The sequence below is a fragment of the Micromonospora sp. NPDC049523 genome (assembly GCF_040676775.1).
Classification (GTDB): Bacteria; Actinomycetota; Actinomycetes; order Mycobacteriales; family Micromonosporaceae; genus Micromonospora_G.
In genome coordinates, this window is the sequence record NZ_JBFAPP010000006.1 from 367,287 (window position 1) to 391,462 (window position 24,176).

Below are 24,176 nucleotides of genomic sequence, written 5' to 3' on the forward strand. Positions count from 1 at the left end.
CTCATGCGGCAATGGCACGGTGACGGCATCTTCTTCGGCGGCGACTACAACCCCGAGCAGTGGCCCGAGCAGACCTGGTCGGAGGACGTCGAGCTGATGCGCCGGGCCGGGGTCAACCTGGTCTCGGTCGGCATCTTCTCCTGGGCCCTGCTGGAGCCCACCCCGGGCCGGTTCGAGTTCGGCTGGCTGGACCGGGTGCTGGACCTCCTCCACGACGGCGGCATCCAGGTCGACCTGGCGACCGCCACCGCCAGCCCGCCACCGTGGCTGGCCCGGGCGCACCCGGAGACGCTGCCCCGCCAAGCCGACGGCACGATCCTCTGGCCGGGCGGACGGCAGGCGTACTGTCCCAGCTCACCGGTGTTCCGCGAGCGGTCGCTCGAGGTGGTGCGGGCGGTCGCCGGCCGCTACGCCGAGCACCCCGCCGTGGTGATGTGGCACGTCTCCAACGAGCTGGGCTGCCACAACGTGCACTGCTACTGCGACGTCAGCGCCGAGGCGTTCCGGGGCTGGCTACGCGAGCGCTACGGCGACCTGGACCGGCTCAACGCCGCCTGGGGCACCACGTTCTGGAGCCAGCGCTACGGCGACTGGGCCGAGATCAACCCTCCGCGTACCGCACCCACCTTCGCCAACCCCACACAGCAGCTCGACTTCCTGCGCTTCTCCTCCGACGAACAGCGCGCCCAGTTGCGCGCGGAACGCGGAGTGCTCGCCACGCTGGTCCGTCAGCCGGTCACCACCAACTTCATGATCGGTACGGGCATCAAGCACCTGGACTACCGGTCCTGGGCCGACGATGTGGACCTGGTGTCCAACGACCACTACCTGACCGCGGCCGACCCGCAGCCGCATCTCGGGTTGGCGCTTGCCGCCGACCACACCCGGGGAGTTGCCGGTGGTGATCCGTGGCTACTGATGGAGCACTCCACCAGCGCGGTCAACTGGCAGCCGCGCAACGTGGCCAAGCTGCCCGGGCAGCTACGCCGCAACAGCCTCGCGCACGTCGCCCGTGGCGCCGACGGGGTGCTGTTCTTCCAGTGGCGCGCCTCCCGGGCCGGCGCCGAGAAGTTCCACTCCGCGATGGTGCCGCACGCGGGACCGGACACCAAGGTGTTCCGCGAGGTCTGCCAGCTCGGCGCCGACCTCAAGGCGCTGGCCGAGGTACGCGGCAGCCGGGTCGAGGCCGACGTGGCGATCCTGTTCGACTGGGAGGCGTGGTGGGGCGTCGAGTTGGATTCGCACCCCAGCGTCGACGTCCAGTACGCCGACCGGTTGACCGCCCTGCACCGAGCGCTCTGGCGGTCCGGCGTGACCGCCGACATCGTCCACCCGTCGGCGGACCTCGGCGGCTACCGGCTGGTCCTGGCGCCGACCCTCTACCTGGTCCGGGACGCCGACGTCGCGGCATTGCACCGGTATGTCGAGGGCGGTGGTACCGCGGCGGTCACCTACTTCAGCGGCATCGTCGACGAGAACGACCACATCCGGCTCGGCGGCTACCCGGGCGCGTTCCGGGAGTTGCTCGGCGTACGCACCGAGGAGTTCTTCCCGCTGCGCGAGGGCGAACAGGTCCGGCTCGACGACGGCAGCACCGCCGACGTGTGGACCGAGTGGCTGCACGCCGACGGTGCCGAGGTGCTCGCGTCGTACACCGACGGGCCCTTGCCGGGCGTGCCGGCGTTGACCCGGCACCGGGTCGGCGACGGCGCGGCCTGGTACGTCGGCACCCGGCTGGACGAACCGGCCACGGACCGGCTGGTCGCCCGGCTCGTGGACGAGGCCGGGGTGCGCCCGGCGGCGCCGGTCCCGTCCGGAGTGGAGGTGGTACGCCGCCGCGACGACGACCGGAGCTGGCTGTTCGCGATCAACCACACCGACGCGGAGGTACGGCTCCCGGCGACCGGCACCGAGTTGTTGACCGGGGCGCGATGCGCCGGTGAGCTGACGTTGGCGGCCGGTGACGTGGCGGTCGTCCGCGAGGATCGGACCGGCGACCCGGCCTGATCCCGACGACAGTCACCGCGCGAAGGAGACTTCCCCCATGCTCGCCCAGCAGCGGCAGACCGCGATCCTCAACCTGATCCGTCAACGCGGCGGAGTACGGGTGAGCCACCTGGTCAGTCGATTCGGCGTGTCCGACATGACGATCCGGCGCGACCTGGAGGCGCTGGCCGAGCGTGGCCTGGTGGACAAGGTGCACGGCGGTGCGACGCTCGCCGGGCCGGGTTCGGCCGAAGAACCCGGCTTCGCCGCGAAGTCGGTCCGCCAGCAGGCGGAGAAGCGGGCCATCGCCGAGCGGGCCGCGCGGATGGTGGAGCCGGGGATGGCCGTCGCGCTCTCCGCCGGCACCACCACCGCCGCGCTGGCCACCCTGCTCTCCGACGTACCGGGGCTGACCGTGGTGACCAACTCGATTCCGGTGGCCGACGCGCTCTACCAGAATCCGCGCGCCGACCAGACGGTCGTGTTGACCGGCGGCATCCGTACCCCGTCGGACGCGTTGACCGGCCCGGTGGCCGAGGCGGCGATCAGCGCGCTCAACGTCGACCTGCTCTTCCTCGGCGTGCACGGGCTCAGCCCACGAACCGGGTTCACCACGCCGAACCTGCTGGAGGCCGGGGTCAACCGGTGCCTGATCGGCGCGGCCCGTCGGCTCGTCGTGCTCGCCGACCACACCAAGTGGGAAACCATCGGCATCGCCACCATCGCCCCGCTGGGGGCCGCCGACGTACTGATCACCGACGTCGGGCTGTCCGGGGACGCACGCACCACGATCGGCGAGCAGGTCGGAGAGCTGGTGGTCGTCGAGCCCGCCTGACGAAACCCTTACCGGCAACAGACTGGTGATTTTGCCGATGCGTGGCCGGTCCGGCACGTCAAACACTGGTGCACGTCGATATGACCCCGACGAAAAGGGAGTACACCGACGTGCGATCACACACCTCCACCCCCGCCCCCACCCGTACGAGATCCGCTCTTCTCGGGCTGGCCCGGTTCGCCGCGGCCGCGACCCTGGTCGCGACCGGCCTTGTCGCGGTGCCGGGCGCCGCCCAGGCCGCCGGCCCGTACGAGCGTGGTCCGAACCCGACCAACGCGATCCTCGAAGCCAGCCGTGGCCCGTTCGCCACCTCCTCGCAGAACGTCTCCTCGCTGGTCAGCGGGTTCGGCGGCGGGGTCATCTACTACCCGACCAGCACCAGCGAGGGCACCTTCGGCGCCGTCGCGATCTCGCCCGGCTTCACCGCGAGCTGGTCGAGCATCAGTTGGCTCGGGCCTCGGATCGCCTCGCACGGCTTCGTGGTGATCGGCATCGAGACGAACACGATCTACGACCAGCCGGCGAGCCGGGGCCAGCAACTGCTCGCCGCTCTTGACTACCTGGTCGAGGACAGCTCGGTGCGGACCCGGATCGACCCGAGTCGGCTCGCCGTCGCCGGTCACTCGATGGGCGGTGGCGGCTCGCTGGAGGCGGCTCGCAGCCGTCCGTCGCTCCAGGCGGCGGTTCCGCTCGCCCCGTGGAACGCGACCAAGAGCTGGTCGACGCTGCGGGTGCCGACGCTGATCATCGGTGGTGAAAGCGACACGATCGCCCCGGTGTCGTCGCACTCGGTGCCGTTCTACAACAGCATCCCGGCGTCGGCGGAGAAGGCGTACCTGGAGCTGAACAGCGCCAGCCACTTCTTCCCGCAGACCACCAACACGCCGACCGCGAAGCAGGCGGTGGCCTGGTTGAAGCGGTTCGTCGACGACGACACCCGGTACGAGCAGTTCCTCTGCCCGGGACCGTCCGGCACGGCGATCGAGGAGTACCGCAACACCTGCCCCAGTTCCTGATCGCCACCACCGGCGGCGGTTGGCCCACGGCCGCCTCCGGTGGCGACCGCGACCGCGCCGGGCTTCCGTCCGGCGCGGTCGTGCGTTTATATTGCACCAACGATGCAAATACATGAGGAGAGAAGCGTGGGCGACGACTTCGCTGCCGCTGACCGGCTCCGCGACCGGGTCGCCGCGTTCCTCGGGCAGCACGACCCGCACGGCGACCGGATCGAGTTTCTGCGGGCCCGGTTCGACGCCGGCCTGGCCTGGGTGCACCACCCGATCGGACTCGGCGGCCTGGACGTGCCCCGGCACCTGCAACCGGTGGTCGACGCCGCGTTCGTGCTGGCCGGCGCACCGGACAACCAACCCCGCCGTAACAGCATCGGCCTGGGCATGGCCGCGCCGACCCTGCTCCGGCACGGCACCCCGGACCAGCACCACCGCTTCCTGCGGCCACTGTGGACCGGCGAGGAGATCTGGTGCCAGCTTTTCAGCGAGCCGGGCGCCGGGTCCGACCTGGCCGGCGTCACCACCCGGGCGGTACGCGACGGCGACGACTGGCTGGTCACCGGGCAGAAGGTGTGGACCTCGATGGCACACCAGGCGCGCTGGGGGATCCTGCTCGCCCGTACCGATCCTGAGCTGCCGAAACACCGGGGAATGACGTACTTCGTCTGCGATCTTTCCGCACCGGGCGTGCAGGTGCGACCACTGCGGCAGCTCACCGGGGAGGCCGAGTTCAACGAGGTGTTCCTGACCGACGTACGACTGCCCGACTCGCTGCGGCTCGGCGCGGTGGGGGAGGGCTGGCAGGTGGCCCGGACCACGCTGATGAACGAGCGGGTCTCGATCGGCGGCGCCCCGATGGCCCGCGAGGGCGGCATGATCGGGCTGCTCACCCGTACCTGGCGGGAGCGGGCCGATCTGCGTACGCCGGGCCGTCACGACGAGATCCTGCGCCTCTGGGTACGCGCCGAGGCAGCTCGCCTCACCGCGCTGCGACTGCGCCAGCAACTGGTGGCCGGCGAGCCCGGCCCGGAAGGCTCGGCGGTCAAGCTCTCCTTCGCCGGGCTGGCCCAGGCGATCAGCGGCACCGAGGTCGAACTGCTCGGCGCCGACGGGCTGCGACACGACGACTGGTCGCTGCGCAGCCCGACCGAACCGGACCTGCTCGGCCGGGGTGCCACCTACCGCTACCTGCGGGCACGGGGCAACTCGATCGAGGGCGGCACCTCGGAGATCCTGCGCAACATCATCGCCGAGCGGGTCCTCGGCCTGCCGGCCGAACCTCGGGTGGACCGATGACGAACCTGCGCTACGACGACACCGAAGAGGCGCTGCGTGCGACCGTACGGGCGCTGCTCCGGGCACACAGCCCGTGGTCGGCGGTGCTGGCGCGGGTCGACGGGGCCGAGTCGTACGACCCGGGGTTGTGGCGGCGGCTCGCGGTCGACCTGGGGCTCGCCGGGTTGGCCGTACCGGAGGCGCTGGGCGGGGCGGGCGCGGGTTTCCGCGAGGTGGCGGTGGTGCTCGAAGAACTCGGGCGGGCTGCCGCGCCGGTGCCGTACCTGGGTCACGCGGTCGCCGTACGCGCGCTGCTGAGCTGCGTCGAGACGAAGCTGCTGAGCGAGTTGGCGGCCGGTGAGCAGATCGCCGTGCTGGCGGTTCCGTTCGCCACCCCACCCGGACCGCTTCCGGAGCACGTGGTCGTCGACGGTGGGGACCTCACCGGGACCATCGTCGGGGTCGCGGACGCGCTGCCGGCGGGTCTGCTGCTGGTGCCGGCGACGGACGGACTGTACCTGGTGGAAGCGGGCGGGCCGGGGGTGTCGAGGGTGCCGGTGGTCTCGCTCGACGCCACCCGGCAGCTCTGCGACATCGCGCTCGACGCTGCACCGGGCCGGCGGATCGCGACAGGTCACACCGCGATCGGAGCCGTCACCGACGCGCTCACCGCGGGTGCCGCACTGCTCGCCGCCGAGCAGGTCGGGGTTGCCCAGTGGTGCCTGGACACCACGGTCGAGTACGTGAGGCAACGACACCAGTTCGGTCGGCCGGTCGGCTCGTTCCAGGCGGTCAAGCACCGGCTCGCCGACGTGTGGGTGGGTGTGACCGAGGCCCGGGCGGTGGCCCGGTACGCGGCCGACTGCCTGGCCAGCGACTCCGTCGACACCCCGGTGGCGGCGGCACTGGCGCAGGCGTACTGCGGGGAGGTGGCGGTGACGGCGGCGCAGGAGTGCGTCCAGTTGCACGGTGGGATCGGCTTCACCTGGGAGCACCCGGCGCACCTGTATCTGAAGCGGGCCAAGAGCGCGGCGATCGGCTTCGGCACCGCCGACCGGCACCGGGCAAAGCTCGCCACTCTGGTTGACCTGCCCGGATGACCGATGTGTAAACGGCTTAGCTACTGCTAAGTAACAAGTACGCATCGAAGGTATTGACGCCAGGTTTCGGAAACGTACACTCCGAGTGTAATTAGTTCGGAGGCCGGACGAGGGATGTTGATGACGGAGCACGGGCTCGCGTTGCACGGCATCGGGGTGCGCTTCGGTGGGCTCACCGCCCTCGACGACGTCTCGCTACGAGTGCCCGCCGATCGGGTCGTCGGCGTGATCGGTCCCAACGGCGCCGGCAAGACCACCCTGTTCAACGTGGTCTGCGGACTCGTCCAACCGTCGAGCGGCACGCTGACCCTCGACGGGCGACCGCTGCGCCCCCGCCCGCACCGGCTCACCCGCCTCGGCATCTCCCGCACCCTGCAGGGCGTCGGGCTCTTCGCGGGCCTGACCGTGCTGGAGAACGTGATGGCGGGTGCGACCAACTCGGCCAAGGCCGGCTTCGCGTCCGCCCTGTTCGGGCTGCCGCGCAGCGATCGTGACGAGCGCAGGCTGCGCGAACACGCCCTGACCATCCTGGACGGACTCGGCGTCGCCGACCAGGCCGGCGCCGCCCCGGGCACGCTGCCCTTCGCCGTACGCAAAAGAGTCGCCCTCGCCCGCGCGCTCGCCGCCCGACCCCGGCTGCTGCTGCTCGACGAACCCGCCGGTGGCCTCGGCGCCGACGACATCGACGAACTCGGCACCCTGATCCGGGACCTGCCCCGCCGCACCGCTCATCCGTGCGCGGTGCTGCTGGTCGAGCATCACATGGACCTGGTGATGGCGGTCTGCGACGAGATCGTGGTGCTCGACTTCGGCCGGGTCATCGCCGCCGGACCACCCGCCGTGATCCGGGACGACCCGGCGGTCACCGAGGCCTACCTCGGCGCCGAGGTCGAGGACACCGCCGACGCCAGGCCCGATGCCGGCGTCGAGGCGGAGAAGGGGGCGGTCGCGTGAGCGCCGACGACGCCCTGCTGAGCGTACGTGGACTGGTCGCCGGCTACGGTGCCGCGCCGGTGCTGCGGTCGGTGGACCTGACCGTCGCGCCCGGCACCATCGCCGCCGTCCTCGGTGCCAACGGTGCCGGCAAGACGACGCTGCTGCGTACGCTCTCCGGGCTGGTCCGGCCGACCGGCGGACAGATCCTCTTCGACGGCGACGACCTGCGCGGCGTCCCGGTCGAACAACTCGTCCGACGGGGGCTCGCGCACGTGCCGGAGGGGCGCGGCGTGGTCGCCGAACTGACCGTGGACGAGAACCTGCGCCTCGGCGGGCTCTGGCGACGCGACCGGGCCGACGCCCGGGTGGCCCTCGACGAGGTCTACGACCTGTTCGAACCGCTCACCCGACGGCGACGCCACGCCGGCCACCAGCTCTCCGGCGGCGAACGGCAGATGCTCGCGCTCGGCCGCGCCCTGGTCGGCCGACCCCGGCTGCTGCTGCTCGACGAGCCGTCGCTCGGGCTCGCACCCCGGGTGACCGCCCAGATCATGGCGCTGCTGCGGCAGCTTCGTGACCGTACCGGGCTCACCGTGCTGCTGGTCGAGCAGAACGTACGCAGCGCGCTGTCCGTCGCCGACCAGGGCGTGGTGATGTCGCTCGGGAAGATCGCCATCGCCACCAGCGCGGCCGGACTGCGCGACGACGCCGACCTGCGGCACGCGTACCTCGGGTTCTGACCGGACCCCGCGTCACCCCCCACATCGGACAGCTCGGAGGGAGGAATCTTTGGACCGCTTCGTTTTTCTCACGTTCGACGGCCTGGCCCGGGGAGCGGTGTACGCCGCCTTCGCCCTGGCCCTGGTACTCATCTGGCGTGCCGCCCGCATCGTCAACTTCGCCCAGGGGGCGATGGCGGTCGCGACCGCGTACGTCGCGCACAGCGTGTCGGTCGCCACCGGCTCCTACTGGCTCGGCTTCGTCGCCGCGCTCGCCGCCGGACTGGTGCTCGGTGCCGTGGTGGACCTGACGGTCATGCGTTTCGTCAGCCACACGTCACCACTCAACGCGGTCATCGTCGCCCTCGGGCTGGTCCTGGTCATCCAGGCCGTCCTCGGCATCGTGTACGGCAACGAGTTCCTGCCCGCACCGGCGCCGTTCGACCGTACCGCGCTCACCATCGGCGGGCTGGTCCTGCTCGCCCCGTACGACCTGTTCGTCTTCGCCGCGGTCGGCGCGGTGGTCCTCGGCCTGGCCTGGATGTTCGGCCGGACCCCGGTCGGCCTGCGGATGCGGTCGGCGGCCTTCGCCCCCGAGGTGTCCCGGCTGCTCGGCGTCAACGTCGGCGGCATGCTCACCCTCGGCTGGGCGCTCGCCGCCGGAGTCGGCGCACTCGCCGGCATGCTGGTCATCCCGACCGAACTCGGGCTGCACCCGCACGCCATGGACCTCGTCTTCGTCTCCGCGTTCACCGCAGCGGTCGTCGGCGGGCTGGACAGCCCACCCGGCGCGGTCATCGGCGGGCTGGTGGTCGGGCTGCTGCTCTCCTACGTCAGCGGGTACGTCGGCGGCGACGTCACCCCGCTCGCCGTCCTCGCCCTGCTGCTGGTGGTGCTGCTGACCCGGCCGGGCGGCCTCTTCTCCGGTGTCGCCGCGAGGCACGTGTGAACGCGCCGACGCAGGTCGCCGCGCCCCCGGTGGCGCGCAGGTCCGCGGTGCTGGGGCGGTCGACACTGCTGCGTCACCTCGGCATCACCCTGGTCGCGGCGCTGCTGCTGCTGGCCGCCACGTACGGGCTGGAGCCGTTCCGTAACTTCCAGCTCGCCACGGTAGCCGCGTACCTCTGCGCCACCGCCGGGCTGACCGTACTCACCGGACTCAACGGGCAGCTCTCCCTCGGGCACGGTGCGCTGATGGCCACCGGTGCGTACACCGTGGCGCTGACCCAGACCCGGATCGCCGACAGCGGCGCCACCTCCGGCTGGCTGCTCGCGGTGTCGCTGCTGACGGCGGTGCTGGTCACGGTCGCCGTCGGGGCGGTCATCGGACTCGCCGCCGCCCGGCTGCGCGGCCCGTACCTCGCCGGTCTGACCCTGGCCGTCGCGGTGGTCGTGCCGGCGGTGGCGATCACCTTCGACGAGATGTTCGGCGGCGAACAGGGCCTGTCGGTGCCGGTCGAACCACCACCGCTCGGGCTCGGCCCCTACTTCCCCTACGAACGCTGGCAGGCCTGGCTGGCCGGTGCCGTCACCCTGCTGACCATGCTCCTGTTGGCGAACCTGGTCCGCAGCCGGTTCGGCCGCTCGCTGCGGGCCGTACGCGACGACGAGATCGCCGCCCGTCTCGCCGGGATCCACGTCGCCCGGACCCAGGTGCTCGCGTTCGTGGTCAGCGCTGGTTGCGCCGGCCTCGGCGGCGGGCTGCTCGCGGTGCTGGCACAGAGCGTGTCACCGGGGGCGTTCTCGCTGACCCTGTCGCTGTTCCTGCTGATGGCGATCGTCATCGGCGGCCTCGGCAGTCTCGCCGGGGCGGTCTGGGGCGCGGTGCTGTTGGTCGCGCTTCCCGACCTCACCCACTCGCTGACCGAACTGTTCACGCTGTCGCCCGCCGTGGCACAGCGGTGGGAGGGGAACCTTCCGCTGGCGATCTTCGGAGTCACGTTGATCGTCGTCATGATCGCCGCTCCGGGCGGCATCCAAGGGCTGCTGACCCGGATCGGGCGTGCGTTGCCCCGTCGGCGGCGCTGACCGGCACCGCCCGTACCACTCACCGCACCAGCACACACACCACCGTCAGACAGAACCGGACCGAGAAAGGTCGGTGCCTCCCCATGATGCAACGCAGCATCGTACGACGCGGTCTCGTGATCGCCACTTCGCTCAGCCTGCTCGTCACCACCGCCGGGTGCAGCGACGACGGTGATTCCGGTGGCGGCGGGGCACCCGTGCCCGGCGTCACCGACACCGAGATCGTGCTCGGTACGCACATGCCGCTGACCGGGCCGGCGGCGGCCGGCTACTCGAGCATCGCGCCGGCGACGAAGGCCTACTTCGACTACGTCAACGCCAACGGCGGGGTGCACGGTCGGAAGCTCACCTACAAGATCATGGACGACGGGTACAACCCCGCCAACACCCAGCAGGTGGTCCGGCAGCTCGTGTTGCAGGACAAGGTGTTCGCCGTGGTCAACGGCCTCGGCACCCCGACACACACCGGGGTGCTCGACTTCCTCAAGACCAACCGGGTGCCGGACCTCTTCGTCGCCTCCGGCAGCCGTAGCTGGGACCAGCCGGAGAAGTACCCGTCGACGTTCGGGTACAACACCGACTACACCGTCGAGGGCAAGATCCTGGCGAACTACATCAAGACCGACCTCGCCGGGCAGAAGGTCTGCTTCCTCGGCCAGGACGACGACTTCGGCCGCGACAGCCTGGCCGGGGTGGAGAAGATCCTCGGCGCCGGTACGGTCGCCGCCAAGCAGACGTACGTCACCAGCAACACCAACGTCGCCCCGCAGATCGGCGCGTTCAAGGCGGCCGGCTGCCAGGTCGTCGTGCTGGCCACCGTACCGGGCTTCACCGCGCTGTCCATCGGCACCGCGGCCCGGCTCGCGTTCAAGCCCCAGTGGATCGTCTCCAACGTCGGCGCCGACTACGACACCCTCGCCAAGTCGCTCGGCGCGGCCGCACCGCTGCTCGAAGGTGTGGTCGGCTCGAACTACATGCCGATGGACAACGACGCGGCGAACCCGTGGATCCAGCTCTTCACGAAGGTCAACAAGGAGCACAACGGGGACGCGCCGTTCGACGGCAACACCGTCTACGGCATGTCGGTCGGTTACCTGACCGTGCAGGCGTTGCTCGCGGCCGGCAAGGACCTGACCCGCGAGTCGCTGCTCGCGGCCGTGGAGAAGGGCGGCTTCCAGGGGCCGGGCCTGGCACCGCTGCGGTTCTCCAAGACCGACCACTCCGGGTACGGCGGCGCGCGGCTGAGCAAGGTCACCGGCGGGGTGCAGAGCTACTTCGGTGCGACGTACGAGACGGACGAGGCGGACGGACCGGTGAAGGAGTACACCGTGGCGCCGGCCGCACCACCGGCGAACGGCATCCCCGCCGCTTCCTGACGGTTGCCCCGCCCGCTGTCGGGGCGCACGAAGTCGGTAACTGGCCTCTTCCCTGTCCAGGGGAGGAGGCCAGTTTGCTGTTGCGGGAAGCCGACCAGTGTGTGCCCGGCGCTCGGTCCCGGATAGGTGAATCCATCCGGTGGATCGGACCGTCCTCATCGGGATACTCCGCCGTCGAGCAGAGTGTGTAGGAATAGGTCTGAAGAACGGCGGTGGAGGCGTCTCTTCCCGTACCTTCGGGTCCTCGGTGACGAGGTCAGGGAATCCGACCGACAGGGGTGCCGCGACGATAGGGAGGACGATGTCCCGGTCGGAAAGCGGCCCTCCGATAACTGCGACACATAGAAAAGGAACCGATCTCGGATGTCGACGGAGATCAGGCCGTTCGGTCAGTGCCGTTGATCCTCAGGTCCGGAGGTCCCACGTGACAGCATGATCCGGGACCTGCCGTACGGCTACGAGACGCTGCTGGACCGTACGTTCGCCAACGGGCAGGACCTCTCCGGCGGGCAGTGGCAGCGGATCACGGCGGCGCGCGGCTTCCTCCGGGAGGCCGAGCTGCTGATCATGGACGAGCCGTCCTCGGCGCTGGACCCGCGCGCAGAGGACGCGCTGTTCCAGGCGATCCGGGACCGGCAGGGCCGGGCGACCACGATCCTGATCACGCACCGGCTGGCCAACGTACGGCACGCCGATCGGATCTTCGTGCTGCACGACGGCGCCCTGGTCGAGTCCGGTACCCATGACGCGCTGGTCTCCGCCGGCGGCCGGTACGCCGAACTGTTCGCGTTGCAGGCCGCCGGCTACCGCGCCACCGATCCGGGCTCGTAGATTCGGTTCAGGTCTGTGACGTCGACGCGCGAAGCGTCAGGATTGCTCGTGAGTCGCTGCCGGGGATCGACCGATACGAAGTGACGGACAGCGGCACGCGTAGCGTCGTCACCATGCCTGCCCTGCACTGGTTCTTTCGCTTCGTGTACGACCGCGAGAGCGCGGCCTGGGCGCGGCGACGCGACGAGCCGGAGCATCGTGACCTGGTCGAGCGGACCGCCGATGAGCTCGCGAACGTCGTCGCACCACCCGGACCTGTAGCCGACCTCGGTTGTGGGCCTGGAGCGCACGCGCTCGCACTCGCACGGCGCGGTTACGACGTCGTCGGTGTCGACGGGTCACCTCGCATGGTCGAGGTCGCGCGGACACGAGCCAGGCGCGACGAGGTCGCCGCCGCATTCGACGTGTACGACCTCAGCGCGCCGCTCCGTTTCGCGGACGCGTCGCTCGCAGGTGTCCTCGCGATCCTCGTCCTACAGCACCTCCCGCATCCCGCGGCCTTCCTCGCCGAGATCCGGCGCTGCCTCCGGCCGGGAGGGCACCTGTTGATCACTGCTCCCGCTCGCGACAGCAGGTCGCCCACTTCCCAGAAGCCGTACTGGCGGCTGCGCGCAGCGTGCTATCACCTCGTACCCGGCGTCGTCCGCTTCTACGACACGAACTCCCTCCCTCGTTTGGTCGAGGAGCAGGGCCTGACCGTCGTCGAGTGCAACGGCGAGCCCGGTCGCGTAAGCGTGTTGGCTCGCGCGTAGCGGCTCCCGCCGAGAGTGCCCCACCCCGACACCGGCCGCCAGATCGCCCGCATCCGGTGACCATGCGTGACCGCCAGGGTTAGACGACGGGCGAACTCACGCCGAGGAAAGCGAACTCACGCCAAGAAAGCAGCGACGGCGACGTCCGGCGTACGGCGTTGACGGGTCGATGGCGCGGCTCCTAGTATTAGCACTGTGAATGCATATTCTGTCGACCTGTCGGTTCGGTCAGTCAGCCGGTCCTGGTGAGCTCCGCCGGACTCGACCTGGCCGGTGCCGGGGTGGTCGTCACCGGAGGCGGTTCCGGCATCGGTGCCGCGCTCGCCACCCGGTTCGCCGCCGCCGGTGCCCGGGTGATCGTCAACGACCTGGACGCCGAGGCCGCCCGTGCGGTTGCCGACCGGATCGGTGGACACGCCGTCCCGGGCGACGCCGCGGACCGGGCCGAGGTGGGCCGGCTGGTCGACACCGCGTACGAACGGCTCGGTCGGGTCGACCTGTTCTGCGCCAACGCCGGGGTGGCACCCGGTGGCGGGGTCGATGCCGAACTCGACGACTGGGATTCCGCCTGGCGGGTGAACGTACTCGCCCACGTGCACGCCGCCCGCGCGCTGCTGCCGTACTGGCTGCCGGTGGGGCGGGGACGGCTGGTGCTGACCGTGTCCGCGGCCGGGCTGCTCACCCTGCTCGGCAAGGCACCGTACTCGGTCACCAAACACGCGGCGATCGGCTTCGCTGAATGGCTGCGCGCCACGTACGCCCACCGGGGCATCACCGTGCAGGCGCTCTGCCCGCAGGGTGTGCGTACACCCATGCTCGCCAGCGGCGAGGGCCCCACCGCCACCCTGCTCGACGCCGACGCGCTCGAACCCGAGCAGGTGGCGGACTGCGTGCTCGCGGCGCTCGACGGCGACGGGTTCCTGATCCTGCCGCACCCGGAGGTCGCCACCTTCTACGCCCGACGAGCCGCCGACCCGGACCGGTGGCTGCGCGGGATGAACCGCGTACAGCAGGGGCTCGACGCGGCGGCCGACGGACGGTGAGCGGCCCACGGTCGACGGCCGACCCGCAACCCGGCGGGTCGCTGCCCGGTCTCGACCTGCGCCGGTTGCGCGGCTACCTCGACCGGGAGGCGCCCGACCTGGTCGACGGCCCGCTACGCGGCGGGGTGCTCGCAGGCGGCAAGTCCAACCTCACCTACGAGGTGACCGACGGCCGGACCCGTCTCGTGGTACGTCGACCGCCGCTGGGCCACGTGCTCGCCACCGCACACGACATGGGCCGCGAGTACCGGGTGCAGCGGGCCCTCGCGCCGACCCCGGTGCCGGTGCCGCAGGTGCTGCTGCACTGCCCCGACGCGGACGTCATCGGCGCGCCGTTCTACCTCATGCGCCACGTCGAGGGACGGGTCTACCGGGTGCCGGCGGAGCTGACCGCGCTCGGTCCGGCCGCCGTGGCCGGGCTCGCCCGGTCGCTGGTGCACACCCTCGCCGACCTGCACGCCGTCGCACCCGACAGCGTCGGGCTCGTCGACTTCGGCCGCCCGGACGGGTTCGCCGCCCGGCAGGTACGCCGGTGGAAGACCCAACTCGACGCCTCCCGCAGCCGGGACCTGCCCGGCATCGAGGAACTGCACGACCGGCTCGCCGCCGCCGTACCGGTGGCCGGTGCCGCCACCGTCGTGCACGGTGACTTCCGGTTGGACAACACGCTGGTCGGACCGGACGGTGACATCCGCGCGGTGCTCGACTGGGAGATGTCCACCCTCGGCGACCCGCTCACCGACCTCGGCCTGCTGCTGGTCTACTCGGCCCGGCTGCACGCCCCCGGCTGGCCCGCCCCCGGGGACCTCGCCGCCGCGTACGCCGACCGCACCGGCCGGGATGTACGCGACCTGGGCTGGTACGTCGCCTTCGCCTCGTTCAAGCTCGCCGTGATCCTCGAGGGCGTGCACTACCGCTACGTACGTGGACAGACCGTCGGCGCCGGCTTCGACCGGGTCGGCGAACGGGTCCCGCCGCTGATCGCACAGGGCCTGAGCACGCTGGGAGAGAGCTGATGGACTTCGGCCTGGACGACACCACGGTACGGATGCGCGGGCGGCTGCTCGACTTCATGACCGAGCACGTCTACCCGGCGGAACCGGAGTTCGCGCGACAGGCGCGTACCGGTGAGCCGTGGACCAGACCACCGGTGGTCGAACGGCTCGCCGCCGAGGCCCGTCGGCGCGGGCTGTGGAACCTGTTCCTCCCCGGTGAGCGGGGCGCCGGCCTGACCAACCTCCAGTACGCCCCACTCGCCGAGATCACCGGCCGCAGTCCCGGCCTGGCCCCGGCCGCCCTCAACTGCGCCGCCCCCGACACCGGCAATATGGAACTGCTCGCCGAGTTCGGCACCGCCGAGCAGCGCGAGCGCTGGCTGATGCCGCTGCTCGACGGACGGATCAGGTCCGCGTTCGCGATGACCGAACCCGACGTGGCCTCCTCCGACGCCACCAACATCGCCACCCGGATCGAGCGGGACGGCGACGACTACGTGATCAACGGCCGGAAGTGGTTCGTCACCGGGGCGATGAACCCGCGTTGCGAGATCGTCATCGTGCTCGGGCGTACCGACCCGGACGGGCCGCGTCACCGTCAGCACAGCCAGATCCTGGTGCCCCGCGACACGCCCGGCGTGAACATCCGCCGGGGTATGACCACGTTCGGTTACGACGACGGCGACCACGGTGGACACGCCGAGATCGACTTCGTTGACGTACGGGTCCCGGCCGGCAACCTGGTCGGAGCGCCCGGCGACGGATTCGCCATCTCGCAGGCCCGGCTCGGCCCCGGCCGGGTGCACCACTGCATGCGCCTGATCGGCATGGCCGAACGGGCGCTGGAGCTGATGTGCCGGCGGGCCGGCGCGCGGCAGGCGTTCGGCGGACCGCTCGCTGACCAGGGTGTGATCCAGGACTGGATCGCCGAGTCGCGGGTGCGCATCGAACAGGCCCGGCTGCTGGTGCTCAAGACCGCCTGGCTGATGGACACCGTGGGTAACCGGCACGCGCACACCGAGATCCAGGCGATCAAGATCGTGGTCCCGCAGGCGGTCGAGTGGGTCATCGACAGGGCCATCCAGGTGCACGGCGCGGCCGGGGTCAGCCAGGACTCCCCGCTGGCCCAGATGTGGGCACGAGCCCGGACGATCCGGTTCGCCGACGGCCCCGACGAGGTACACCGCCGCTCGCTCGCCCGGCGGGAACTGCGCCGCCACCTGCCGGTGGCCCCATGACCGCTGGCTACACTCTGCATGCGTGATCTTGCCCCAGGTGTCGGGGCGGAGGAGGAGTGGCGAGATGGGCCAGGCCGACGTACCGGCTCGGGTCGACGGGCGGACCGCGCGCGCGGAACGTACCCGGGCGGCGATCGTCGAGGCGCACCTCGCGCTCATCTCCGAAGGGGACCTACGGCCGACCGGTGAACGGATCGCCGACCGGGCCGGGGTGTCGCTGCGTACGCTCTGGACGAACTTCAAGGACATGGAGACGCTCTTCGAGGCCAGCGGGGAGCGCCTGCTGCAGGAGCAGGACGCCGCGTACCGGCGGATCTCACCCGACCTGCCGCTGGCCAAGCGGGTCGACGCCTACTGCCGACAGCGTGCCCGGCTGCTCCAACTGATCACCCCGTCGGCGCGGGCCGCGCAGATGCGCGAACCGGTCTCCGCCCAGTTGCACCTCAACCGGCTCAAACACATCGACCGGGTACGCGACGAGGTGCTCGACCTGTTCGCCGCCGAACTCGACCGGGCCGGCGCCGGACGGGACGAACTCGTCAACGCCCTGGTGGCGGCGAGCATGTGGCCGGCCTGGTCGATGCTGCGCGATGGTCTCGGGCTCGGTGTCGACAAGGCCCGCGCGGTGATGACCCGTACGGTGCGGGCGCTGCTGACCGAGTCCAAGGTCTGAACCGGCGCGGCGGCGCTCAGCCCGGCAGGGTCAGGTGGTCGTCCACCATGGCCATCAGCGCGGCGGTGGCCGAGCTGATCCGGCGTTGCTCCGCCGTCGCCAGGTGCAGCGACCACTCCAGCGACTGGTCGGTCACCGGCAGCGCCTTGCACAGCGGCGTGCGTGGCACGGTGTGCGTCGGCAGGATCGTCACGCCGAGGCCATGACTGGCGAAGTCGGCCGCCACCCCCACGTCGGTCACCTCCATGCCGATCACCCGTTCCAGCCCGGCGGCCCGGAACGCGGCGTCGTTGGCGGTGCGGTTGGCGTACCCGAGCGGGTAGTCGATGAACGGCTCGTCGGCCACCTCGGCCAGGGTGACCGAATCCTGCCGGGCCAGCGGATGATCGGTCGGTACGACCACCACCTGCGGGATCCGTACCAGCAGGCGGGTTTGCAGGTGCGGGAACGGCCGGCCGCCGACGCCGAGGAAGGCGACGTCGACCTCGCCGTCGACCAGTGCACGGGCCAGTCCGGCCGAACCGTCCCAGGTGGCCGCCCGCAAGCGCAGGCGTACGCGGGGGTGGGTCCGGTGGAACTCGCCCAGCAGACCGGCGAAGTCGATGCCGCCGACGCCGGTCAGGCAGCCGACGGCAACCGAGCCGTGCAGCTCCCGGCCCACCTCGTTGACGGCGTCGCGGGCAGACTGGGCCGCGTCGAGGGTCGCCCGCGCTCTGGGCAGCAGCGCCTCTCCGGCGTCGGTCAGGGAGAACCGCTGCGCGCTGCGCTCGAACAGCACCGCGCCGAGTTCGCGTTCCAGCGCGGAGATCGCCGACGAGACGGCGGACTGCACCACGTGCAGCCGGCCCGCCGCGCGGGTGAAACTGCGTTCCGCCGCGACCGCGACGAAATACTCCAGATGCCTGAGTTCCACTCCGCCAAGGATCACATACTCCGACGGCCGGTTGGCCCGTACCCGGGGCGACCGTCGGCCGCCCCGCTCCGTGGTCTCGCTCATCGTGGACTCCGGGAACCCGCTTCGGGGGGTGCGGGCCGGTGGGTCAGATGGCGCCGCCGTTGGCGTACAGCACCTGGCCGTTGATCCAGCGGGCCGGACCGGCGAGGAAGGCGATGATCTCGGCGATGTCCTGCGGGGTGCCGAGGCGCTCCAGCGGCGGCTCGGCCGCGATCCGGCTCACGGTCGCCTCGTCCTTGCCGTCGAAGAAGAGCCCGGTCGCGGTCGGGCCTGGTGCGACCACGTTCACAGTGATGTCCCGACCGCGCAGCTCGCGGGCCAGGATCAGGGTGATCGCCTCCACCCCGCCCTTGCTCGCGGCGTAGGCCGTGTAGCCGGGCCGGGCGAACCGGCTGATCGAGCTGGAGACGTTGACTATCGCGCCACCGGGGCGCAGCCGGCGGGCGGCCTGCTGGTTCACCACGAAGGTGCCGCGCAGGTTGGTCCGGATGATCCGGTCCAGCAGGTCGAGGTCGAGATCGACCAACGGGCTGACCGGCATGATGCCGGCCGCGTGGACCACCACGTCGATGCCGCCGTACGTGCGCTCGGCCGTGTCGAAGAGCGCGGCGACCGCGGTTTCGTCGGCCACATCCGCCTGTACGGCGATCGCGTCGCCGCCCTTGGCGGTGATCGCGGCGACCGTGCTGTCCGCGTCGGCCTTGTTGCCGGCGTAGTTCACCACGACGGCGTACCCGTCGGTGGCCAGCCGCTCCGCGCTCTCGCGGCCGATGCCACGGGAGCCGCCGGTGATGATCGCCACGCGCTGGGGGGTGTCCATGGTTGATGCTCCTTGAGCCGGGGGCCAAGCTGTCGAGCCAAGCTTGACTCTCCGGCAGCATCAGATCCAACGGATCATTCCGATGATCAACATCTCCCTGAGAGATGGACCGGGTGCAGCATCCGACGTGGATGCGGGGTGAGGTGCGGCAATGGGACAACCCATCGGTTCGGGCGGCCCTCTCGGGATGGCGGGATCAGGCCGTCAGGAAGTCGACGATCGCCAGGGCGAAACCCGGATCGCGTACGACTCCGAGGTGGTCGCCCGGCAGTACGAGCAGCTTGCCGTCGGTGATCGCGTCGATCCGGTCGACGTCCAGCAGGTCGACCAGGGCGGCGAGGTCGCGGGCCATGGCGGCTTCGCCGTACCGCGCGGGGTCGTGGGGCTTGCTCGACGCGCCGTGCCCGCGCGCGTCCGGGGCGACCACCCAGCGCCCGGCGGTGGTGAGCGCGGCGACCACCCCCGGCCCGACGAAGTTGGTGCTGGCGTCGACCACGAAGCCGTGGTGCAGCACGACGGGTGGGGTGCCGTCCGGGGTGCCCCACCGTTGGTAGGCGATCTCCACGCCGTCGAACGACCGAAATCGATGGACCATCAGGTCACCAGCCTCTTTCCAACTCGTTACTCATAGGTAACACTGAGCCTATGGTTACTGCATCAACAGTGCAAATAACCACCCTCCATGGCCGGACCGTCGAACGGCACGCGGTCGTGGGCCTGCTCGACCGGGCGGCCCGGGGCAACGGCGGCGCACTGCTCTTCCACGGTCCACCGGGCATCGGTAAGACCGCCCTGCTCGGCTACGCCAGGACCGTTGCCACCGACGTCACCGTGCTGGCCGCCACCGGCCTGGCCGAGGAGACCGGGCTCGCGTACGCCGGGCTCCAGCGCCTGGTCGAACCGGTGCTCGACCACGCCGCCGCCCTGCCCAGCTCGCTCGCCCGGGTGCTCGCCCAGGCCGTCGCCGGCGCCGGCTGCCCCGCGTCGGACCGGTTCGCCCTGTCCATGGCGGTACACGCCCTGCTCGTCGCCGCCGGCCGGGACCGGCCGGTGCTCTGCACCGTGGACGACATCGACCTGCTCGACCCACCGTCCACCGACGCGCTGACGTTCGCCGCCCGGCGACTGCGGGACCAACCGGTCGCCGTCCTCTTCGGCGCCGGACCGGACACCGCGCTCGGCGGCATCCCGGCCCGGCACCTCGACGGTCTGGACGACACCACCAGCGTCGAACTCCTCGCCGACCTGCTACCCGAGCCGCCGCCCGCCCGGGTGGCAGCCGCCCTCGTCGCGCTCGCCGCCGGCAACCCGCAGGCACTCGCCGACCTGGCCGCCGCGCTCACCCCGGCGCAACGCCGGGGCGAAGAACCGCCACCCGCCACGCTCGCCCCGGACAGCGTGCTGCGCAGGCGCTACCGCCGACGCCTGGCCGGGTTGCCACCGGACACCCGCTGGCTGTTGCTGCTCGCCGCGCTCGACCCCGAACTGGACGCGTCCACCCTGGTCCGGGCCGCCCAGGCATCCGCAATGGTGATCGACGCGCTCACCCCGGCCGAACTGTCCGGGCTGGTCCGGGTCGAGACCCACCGGGTCCACTTCGTCCACCCCCTGGTACGGGCCATCGTGCACGACGAGGCGCCGCTGGCCCGACGGCGTACCGGGCACCTGCGACTGGCCGGGGTCCTCGACGGTGAGCGGGAGCGGCTGCGCCGCGCGGTCCACCTCGCCGCCGCGGCGGTCGGCCCGGACCCGCACCTCGCCGCCGAACTCGAACGGGCCGCCGCCAGCGGCGGAGGGGGATACCTCACCGCGTCGGTCGCGTTGGAGCGGGCCGCACAGCTCACCCCCGAACCGGTCGCGGCGGCGACCCGACTGGTGACCGCCGCCCGCTACGCCTGGCTCGCCGGCCGCCCTCGGCGCGCTCGGGAACTGCTCGGTGGCCTGGTCGGCGGGCCGGTAGGGCGGCAGGGGGTACCGTCGCCCGACTCGCTCATCCCGGAAGTGCCCGGAGCCGTCACGGTCGGGCCGGAGCTGCTCGGCACGATCCAACTCCTGCGCGGCGAGATCGAACTGCGCGCGGGATCCGCCGCCGTGGCGATCGAGATCCTGCTGGCCGCCGCGGACCTGCTCGCCGAACACCGGCCCGACCTCGCCCTCACCGCCCTGGTCCGGGCCGGCGAGGCGGCCAACTTCACCGGCGACGACCGCCGCTTCGACGAGCTCACCCAGCGCGCCACCGCGCTGCGCCACCCGGTGCGGTCACCCGCCACCGAGTTGATGTTCGACCACGTCGTCGGCTTCGGTGCGATGCTTCGCGGCGAACACCACCTGGCCGTACCGGCGTTGCGTCGGGTGGTCGCGCTCGCGACCCGGCTCGACGACGCGGCCGCGCTCGCGGTGGCGAGTGCGGACAGCCTGTTGCTGGCCGACGACCAGGCCGCCCACCGGTCGGCCAGCCGCGCCGCCGAGCTGGCCCGCACCACCGGGCAGGTCGCGTTGCTGCCCAGGGTGTTGGAGCTGAGGGCGTGCGCCGAGTACTGGCTCGGCCCGGACGAGGCGGCGACCGAGACCGCCCGGGAGGGACTGCGTACGGCACGGGACACCGGGCAGGACAACTGCGCCGCCACCCACCTGGGCCTGCTCGCGGTCTTCGCCGCCATCGCGGGCGACCACCCGGCCTGTGACCGCTGGCTGGGGGAGCTGGGGGAGGGGCCGGACGGCGAGAGTCGACCCCGGGCCCTGGGCCAGTGGGCGCTGGGCGTACTCGACCTGACCGTCGGCAGGTGCGACGACGCGCTCACCAGGTTGGCCGGGCTCGCCGACCCGGTCACCGGGCACGGCCAGATCCTCATCCAGATGATGGCCATGCCGTACCTGGTCGAGGCAGCCTCCCGGTGCACCGACCCCGCACCCGCGCTCGCCGCGCTGGCGGTCTTCGACGACTGGGCGAACGACACCGGTGACCCCGCCCGCCGTGCCATCTCGGCCCGGTGCCACGCCCTGCTGGCGCCGCGCGGCAGCGAGGAGGCGGAGGCGGCGTTCCGTACGGCGCTGCTGCTGCACCCCGCCGCCGGCTCGGAGTTCGAGCGGGCGCGTACGGAACTGCTGTTCGGCAAGGAACTGCGGCGCAGCCGGCGGCCCCGCGACGCGCGGGAGTACCTGCACAGCGCGTGGGAGTCGTTCGTGCACCTGGGCGCGCAGGTGTGGGCGGCGCAGGCGAGTGCCGAGTTGCGGGCGGCAGGGGAGGCGGTCGAGGCGTCGGCGGTGCCGGTGAGCGGGGCGCTGACCGCGCAGCAGTTGCAGATCGCCCGGCTGGTGGCCGAGGGCGCGACCAACCGGGAGGTGGCCGCCCGGCTGTTCCTGTCCACCCGTACCGTCGACCACCACATGCGCAACATCTTCAGCCGGCTCGGCATCCGGTCCCGGACCGACCTGGTGCGCGTCATGTCGTCGTAGCCGGCGGCTCGTGCTTCCCGACGGCCGGGGACGGCACGATGGCCCGTGCCGGGTCACCGGACGGGCCACCGTGCTAGTTGCGTGCTTGCGACAGCGTCTCCACCGAGCCTGGTCGCGACGCGGTCACCTGGCCGGGTCCCGGTTGTAGGACCGCAGCGCCCACAGGTAACCGAGCACGGCGATGGCCACGCACCAGGCGGCGGCGATGAGGGCGTTGTTGCCGATCGGGCCTCCGGTCAGCAGCCCGCGCACGGTCTCGATGACCGCCGTGAACGGCTGGTACTCGGCGAACCAGCGCAGCCCGGCCGGCAGTGAGTCGGTGGGTACGAATCCGCTGCCGAAGAAGGGCAGGAGCAGCAGGGCGGAGGGGGCGTTGCTGGCGCTCTCGACGCTCTTGGCCGCCATGCCCAGGCCGACCGCCAACCAGGTGACCGCGACGGTGATCAGCATGAGCACGCCGATCGCCGCCACCCACTCGACCGGGCCGGCCGAGGGCCGGAAGCCGAGCAGCAGTGCGAACCCGACGACAACCACGATGGCGAGCATCGTCTGGATGACGGCGCCGACGACATGTCCGGTCAGTACGGCCGCGCGGGAGATCGCCATCGTACGGAAACGGGCCACGATGCCCTCGGTCATGTCCATGGCGACCGAGATCGCGGTGCCCTGCGCCGTACCGGCCACGGTCATCATCAGGATGCCGGGGACGACGTACCGCAGGTACTCCGCCCGGCCACCCGACGTGCCGCCGAGCCCCGCGCCGAGGGTGCCGCCGAAGACGAAGACGAACAGCAGGAGGAACACCAGCGGCCCACCGATCACGAACATCGTCAGGGCCGGGTAGCGCACCATGCGCTTGAGGTTGCGCCGCAGCATGGTCGCCGAGTCGTGGGCGGCGTAGGAGAGGGTGGTCATCGTACGAACTCCGTCTTCTGGTCGGCCTGTCCGGTGAGCGAGAGGAACACGTCGTCGAGATCGGGGGTGTGCAGCGTGAGGCCGTCGACCTCCACCGCCTCACGGTCGAGTTGGTCGAGTACGGCCCGCAGGGCCCGGAAGCTGCCGTCGGTCGGCACCCGCAGGGTGAGGTTGGAGTCGTCCCGGGTGGACTCGACGAGCCCACGGGCGGCGCGGTCGAGCCCGCTCGCGTCGGCGAAGCGCAGCTCCACGTGGCCACCGGGGACCAGGGCCTTGAGCTGGCTCGGTGTCCCCTCGGCGACCAGCTTGCCGTGGTCGAGTACGGCGATCCGGTCGGCGAGTTGGTCGGCTTCCTCGAGGTACTGCGTGGTCAGGAAGATCGTCGTCCCACGGGCGACCAGGTCGCGGATGATCTGCCACATGGTGCGACGGCTGCGCGGGTCGAGGCCCGTTGTCGGCTCGTCGAGGAAGATGACCCGAGGGTTGCCGACCAGGGTCATCGCGAGATCGAGCCGGCGACGCATACCGCCGGAGTAGGTCGAGGCGGGCTTCCCGGCGCTTTCGACCAGGTCGAACCGGTCGAGCAGGTCGGCGGCGAGCCGGCGTCCCGCAGGGCGGCCCAGGTGACGCAGGTCCGCCATCAGCAGCAGGTTCTCCTCACCGGTGAGCAGGTTGTCCACCGCCGAGAACTGCCCGGTCACCCCGATCACGCCGCGTACGCCGTCCGGGTCCCCGGTGAGGTCGTGGCCGACGATCCGTATGTTCCCGCCGTCGGCGCTGATCAACGTGGACAGGATCTGCACCATGGTGGTCTTGCCGGCGCCGTTCGGACCGAGCAACGAGAAGATCGTTCCCTCGGGTACGTCCAGGTCGATGCCGTCGAGCACGACCTGCTTGCCGAACGACTTACGCAGTCCGGCGACCGCGATCGCCGATCCGGGTGTGGTCATCTCATCTCCTTGTGGTTTGCGAGGTGGTGCTGCCGTGTCTGGGCAGGCGCCATCGCCCGGCGTCGGGCGCCAGGTCTGGTTCGACTGCGGTGGGAAGCTCGGTCGACGAGCCGGAAAGCGGTGCGGACGGCGGTGGCACGGGCGCACCGGTGCCGTCGTTCGCCCCGGACGGGCGAGCATGTGGGAGAGCCGGAGGAAACGCGGCGCGGGATCGTCCTCGCGAGGCGAAGCGAGGTCGGGTGGGGCGGGGTCGGGGCAGGTGGCCGGGTGGTGCAGCGCTTCC

21 protein-coding genes and 1 pseudogene are annotated in these 24,176 nt (G+C 71.5%); 17 read left to right on the plus strand and 5 right to left on the minus strand.

The features are described from left to right. The first annotated feature begins 3 nt into the window (after positions 1–3). The 16 genes and pseudogenes from AB0J90_RS12150 to AB0J90_RS12225 all read left to right on the plus strand — a co-directional run bounded on the left by AB0J90_RS12150 (position 4) and on the right by AB0J90_RS12225 (position 16,797). The gene (locus AB0J90_RS12150; RefSeq protein WP_363594963.1) at positions 4–2,007 is read left to right on the plus strand and encodes a beta-galactosidase; all 2,004 of its coding nucleotides are present in this window, start codon (positions 4–6) and stop codon (positions 2,005–2,007) included. A gap of 37 nt (positions 2,008–2,044) precedes the next feature. Next, entirely contained in the window at positions 2,045–2,821 is a 777-nt protein-coding gene (locus tag AB0J90_RS12155; protein WP_363594965.1) for a DeoR/GlpR family DNA-binding transcription regulator, read from the plus strand. Positions 2,822–2,988: 167 nt separating this feature from the next. Continuing rightward, a complete protein-coding gene (locus AB0J90_RS12160; RefSeq protein ID WP_363595041.1) occupies positions 2,989–3,837 on the plus strand; it encodes an alpha/beta hydrolase in 849 nt (282 codons plus the stop codon). 126 nt (positions 3,838–3,963) lie between these two features. Then, the gene (locus AB0J90_RS12165) at positions 3,964–5,127 is read left to right on the plus strand and encodes an acyl-CoA dehydrogenase family protein (protein ID WP_363594967.1); all 1,164 of its coding nucleotides are present in this window, start codon (positions 3,964–3,966) and stop codon (positions 5,125–5,127) included. Further along, positions 5,124–6,206: an acyl-CoA dehydrogenase family protein gene (locus tag AB0J90_RS12170; RefSeq protein ID WP_363594969.1), complete on the plus strand. Its 1,083-nt coding sequence runs from the start codon at positions 5,124–5,126 to the stop codon at positions 6,204–6,206. Before AB0J90_RS12165 ends, AB0J90_RS12170 begins: the two co-directional genes overlap by 4 nt. A gap of 120 nt (positions 6,207–6,326) precedes the next feature. After that, positions 6,327–7,160, plus strand: coding sequence for an ATP-binding cassette domain-containing protein (locus tag AB0J90_RS12175; protein ID WP_363594971.1), 834 nt, complete (start codon positions 6,327–6,329; stop codon positions 7,158–7,160). Then, complete coding sequence (locus AB0J90_RS12180) at positions 7,157–7,882, plus strand: ABC transporter ATP-binding protein (protein WP_363594973.1); 726 nt, start codon at positions 7,157–7,159, stop codon at positions 7,880–7,882. Before AB0J90_RS12175 ends, AB0J90_RS12180 begins: the two co-directional genes overlap by 4 nt. A 49-nt stretch (positions 7,883–7,931) precedes the next feature. Continuing rightward, positions 7,932–8,810 (plus strand): branched-chain amino acid ABC transporter permease, encoded by an 879-nt coding sequence (locus AB0J90_RS12185; RefSeq protein WP_363594975.1) that lies wholly within the window; start codon positions 7,932–7,934, stop codon positions 8,808–8,810. 47 nt (positions 8,811–8,857) lie between these two features. Beyond that, on the plus strand, positions 8,858–9,889 hold the full coding sequence (locus tag AB0J90_RS12190; protein ID WP_363595043.1) for a branched-chain amino acid ABC transporter permease: 1,032 nt from the start codon (positions 8,858–8,860) through the stop codon (positions 9,887–9,889). Positions 9,890–9,975: 86 nt separating this feature from the next. Further along, complete coding sequence (locus AB0J90_RS12195; RefSeq protein WP_363595045.1) at positions 9,976–11,265, plus strand: ABC transporter substrate-binding protein; 1,290 nt, start codon at positions 9,976–9,978, stop codon at positions 11,263–11,265. 418 nt (positions 11,266–11,683) lie between these two features. After that, a pseudogene (locus AB0J90_RS12200) lies at positions 11,684–12,096 on the plus strand (ATP-binding cassette domain-containing protein); the annotation flags it as partial. Positions 12,097–12,176: 80 nt separating this feature from the next. Beyond that, a complete protein-coding gene (locus tag AB0J90_RS12205) occupies positions 12,177–12,848 on the plus strand; it encodes a class I SAM-dependent methyltransferase (RefSeq protein WP_363594977.1) in 672 nt (223 codons plus the stop codon). 245 nt (positions 12,849–13,093) lie between these two features. Beyond that, on the plus strand, positions 13,094–13,891 hold the full coding sequence (locus AB0J90_RS12210) for an SDR family oxidoreductase (protein WP_363594979.1): 798 nt from the start codon (positions 13,094–13,096) through the stop codon (positions 13,889–13,891). Next, a complete protein-coding gene (locus AB0J90_RS12215) occupies positions 13,888–14,907 on the plus strand; it encodes a phosphotransferase family protein (protein WP_363594981.1) in 1,020 nt (339 codons plus the stop codon). Before AB0J90_RS12210 ends, AB0J90_RS12215 begins: the two co-directional genes overlap by 4 nt. Then, entirely contained in the window at positions 14,907–16,124 is a 1,218-nt protein-coding gene (locus AB0J90_RS12220; protein ID WP_363594983.1) for an acyl-CoA dehydrogenase family protein, read from the plus strand. Before AB0J90_RS12215 ends, AB0J90_RS12220 begins: the two co-directional genes overlap by 1 nt. Before the next feature lie 64 nt (positions 16,125–16,188). Continuing rightward, positions 16,189–16,797: a TetR/AcrR family transcriptional regulator gene (locus AB0J90_RS12225; protein WP_363594985.1), complete on the plus strand. Its 609-nt coding sequence runs from the start codon at positions 16,189–16,191 to the stop codon at positions 16,795–16,797. Between the two features lie 16 nt (positions 16,798–16,813). On the opposite strand, the gene AB0J90_RS12230 is transcribed toward AB0J90_RS12225, so the two are convergent. The 3 genes from AB0J90_RS12230 to AB0J90_RS12240 form a co-directional block, all read right to left on the minus strand. Further along, a complete protein-coding gene (locus tag AB0J90_RS12230; RefSeq protein ID WP_363594987.1) occupies positions 16,814–17,794 on the minus strand; it encodes a LysR family transcriptional regulator in 981 nt (326 codons plus the stop codon). Positions 17,795–17,837: 43 nt separating this feature from the next. Beyond that, entirely contained in the window at positions 17,838–18,572 is a 735-nt protein-coding gene (locus tag AB0J90_RS12235) for an SDR family oxidoreductase (protein ID WP_363594989.1), read from the minus strand. Between the two features lie 196 nt (positions 18,573–18,768). Further along, positions 18,769–19,167 (minus strand): alpha/beta fold hydrolase, encoded by a 399-nt coding sequence (locus tag AB0J90_RS12240; RefSeq protein WP_363594991.1) that lies wholly within the window; start codon positions 19,165–19,167, stop codon positions 18,769–18,771. Between the two features lie 68 nt (positions 19,168–19,235). On the opposite strand from AB0J90_RS12240, the gene AB0J90_RS12245 reads away from it, so the two are divergent. Next, positions 19,236–22,028 carry a LuxR C-terminal-related transcriptional regulator gene (locus AB0J90_RS12245; protein ID WP_363594993.1) on the plus strand — a complete coding sequence of 931 codons (2,793 nt, stop codon included), beginning with the start codon at positions 19,236–19,238 and terminating at the stop codon, positions 22,026–22,028. A gap of 123 nt (positions 22,029–22,151) precedes the next feature. Here AB0J90_RS12245 and AB0J90_RS12250 read toward each other — a convergent pair whose 3' ends face one another. Both AB0J90_RS12250 and AB0J90_RS12255 read right to left on the minus strand, forming a co-directional pair. Further along, complete coding sequence (locus AB0J90_RS12250; protein ID WP_363594995.1) at positions 22,152–22,943, minus strand: ABC transporter permease; 792 nt, start codon at positions 22,941–22,943, stop codon at positions 22,152–22,154. Beyond that, positions 22,940–23,893 (minus strand): ATP-binding cassette domain-containing protein, encoded by a 954-nt coding sequence (locus tag AB0J90_RS12255; protein WP_363594997.1) that lies wholly within the window; start codon positions 23,891–23,893, stop codon positions 22,940–22,942. The genes AB0J90_RS12250 and AB0J90_RS12255 overlap by 4 nt, the downstream gene beginning before the upstream one ends. Positions 23,894–24,176 lie beyond the last annotated feature (283 nt).

Bases quoted from the DNA above. Each gene is read 5' to 3' on its own strand.
- AB0J90_RS12240 (WP_363594991.1), bottom strand. From the start codon at position 19,167: ATGGTCCATCGATTTCGGTCGTTCGACGGCGTGGAGATCGCCTACCAA.
- AB0J90_RS12255 (WP_363594997.1), bottom strand. From the start codon at position 23,893: ATGACCACACCCGGATCGGCGATCGCGGTCGCCGGACTGCGTAAGTCG.
- AB0J90_RS12155 (WP_363594965.1), top strand. From the start codon at position 2,045: ATGCTCGCCCAGCAGCGGCAGACCGCGATCCTCAACCTGATCCGTCAA.
- AB0J90_RS12170 (WP_363594969.1), top strand. From the start codon at position 5,124: ATGACGAACCTGCGCTACGACGACACCGAAGAGGCGCTGCGTGCGACC.
- AB0J90_RS12175 (WP_363594971.1), top strand. From the start codon at position 6,327: ATGACGGAGCACGGGCTCGCGTTGCACGGCATCGGGGTGCGCTTCGGT.
- AB0J90_RS12195 (WP_363595045.1), top strand. From the start codon at position 9,976: ATGCAACGCAGCATCGTACGACGCGGTCTCGTGATCGCCACTTCGCTC.
- AB0J90_RS12225 (WP_363594985.1), top strand. From the start codon at position 16,189: ATGGGCCAGGCCGACGTACCGGCTCGGGTCGACGGGCGGACCGCGCGC.
- AB0J90_RS12230 (WP_363594987.1), bottom strand. From the start codon at position 17,794: ATGAGCGAGACCACGGAGCGGGGCGGCCGACGGTCGCCCCGGGTACGG.
- AB0J90_RS12150 (WP_363594963.1), top strand. From the start codon at position 4: ATGCGGCAATGGCACGGTGACGGCATCTTCTTCGGCGGCGACTACAAC.
- AB0J90_RS12235 (WP_363594989.1), bottom strand. From the start codon at position 18,572: ATGGACACCCCCCAGCGCGTGGCGATCATCACCGGCGGCTCCCGTGGC.
- AB0J90_RS12250 (WP_363594995.1), bottom strand. From the start codon at position 22,943: ATGACCACCCTCTCCTACGCCGCCCACGACTCGGCGACCATGCTGCGG.
- AB0J90_RS12220 (WP_363594983.1), top strand. From the start codon at position 14,907: ATGGACTTCGGCCTGGACGACACCACGGTACGGATGCGCGGGCGGCTG.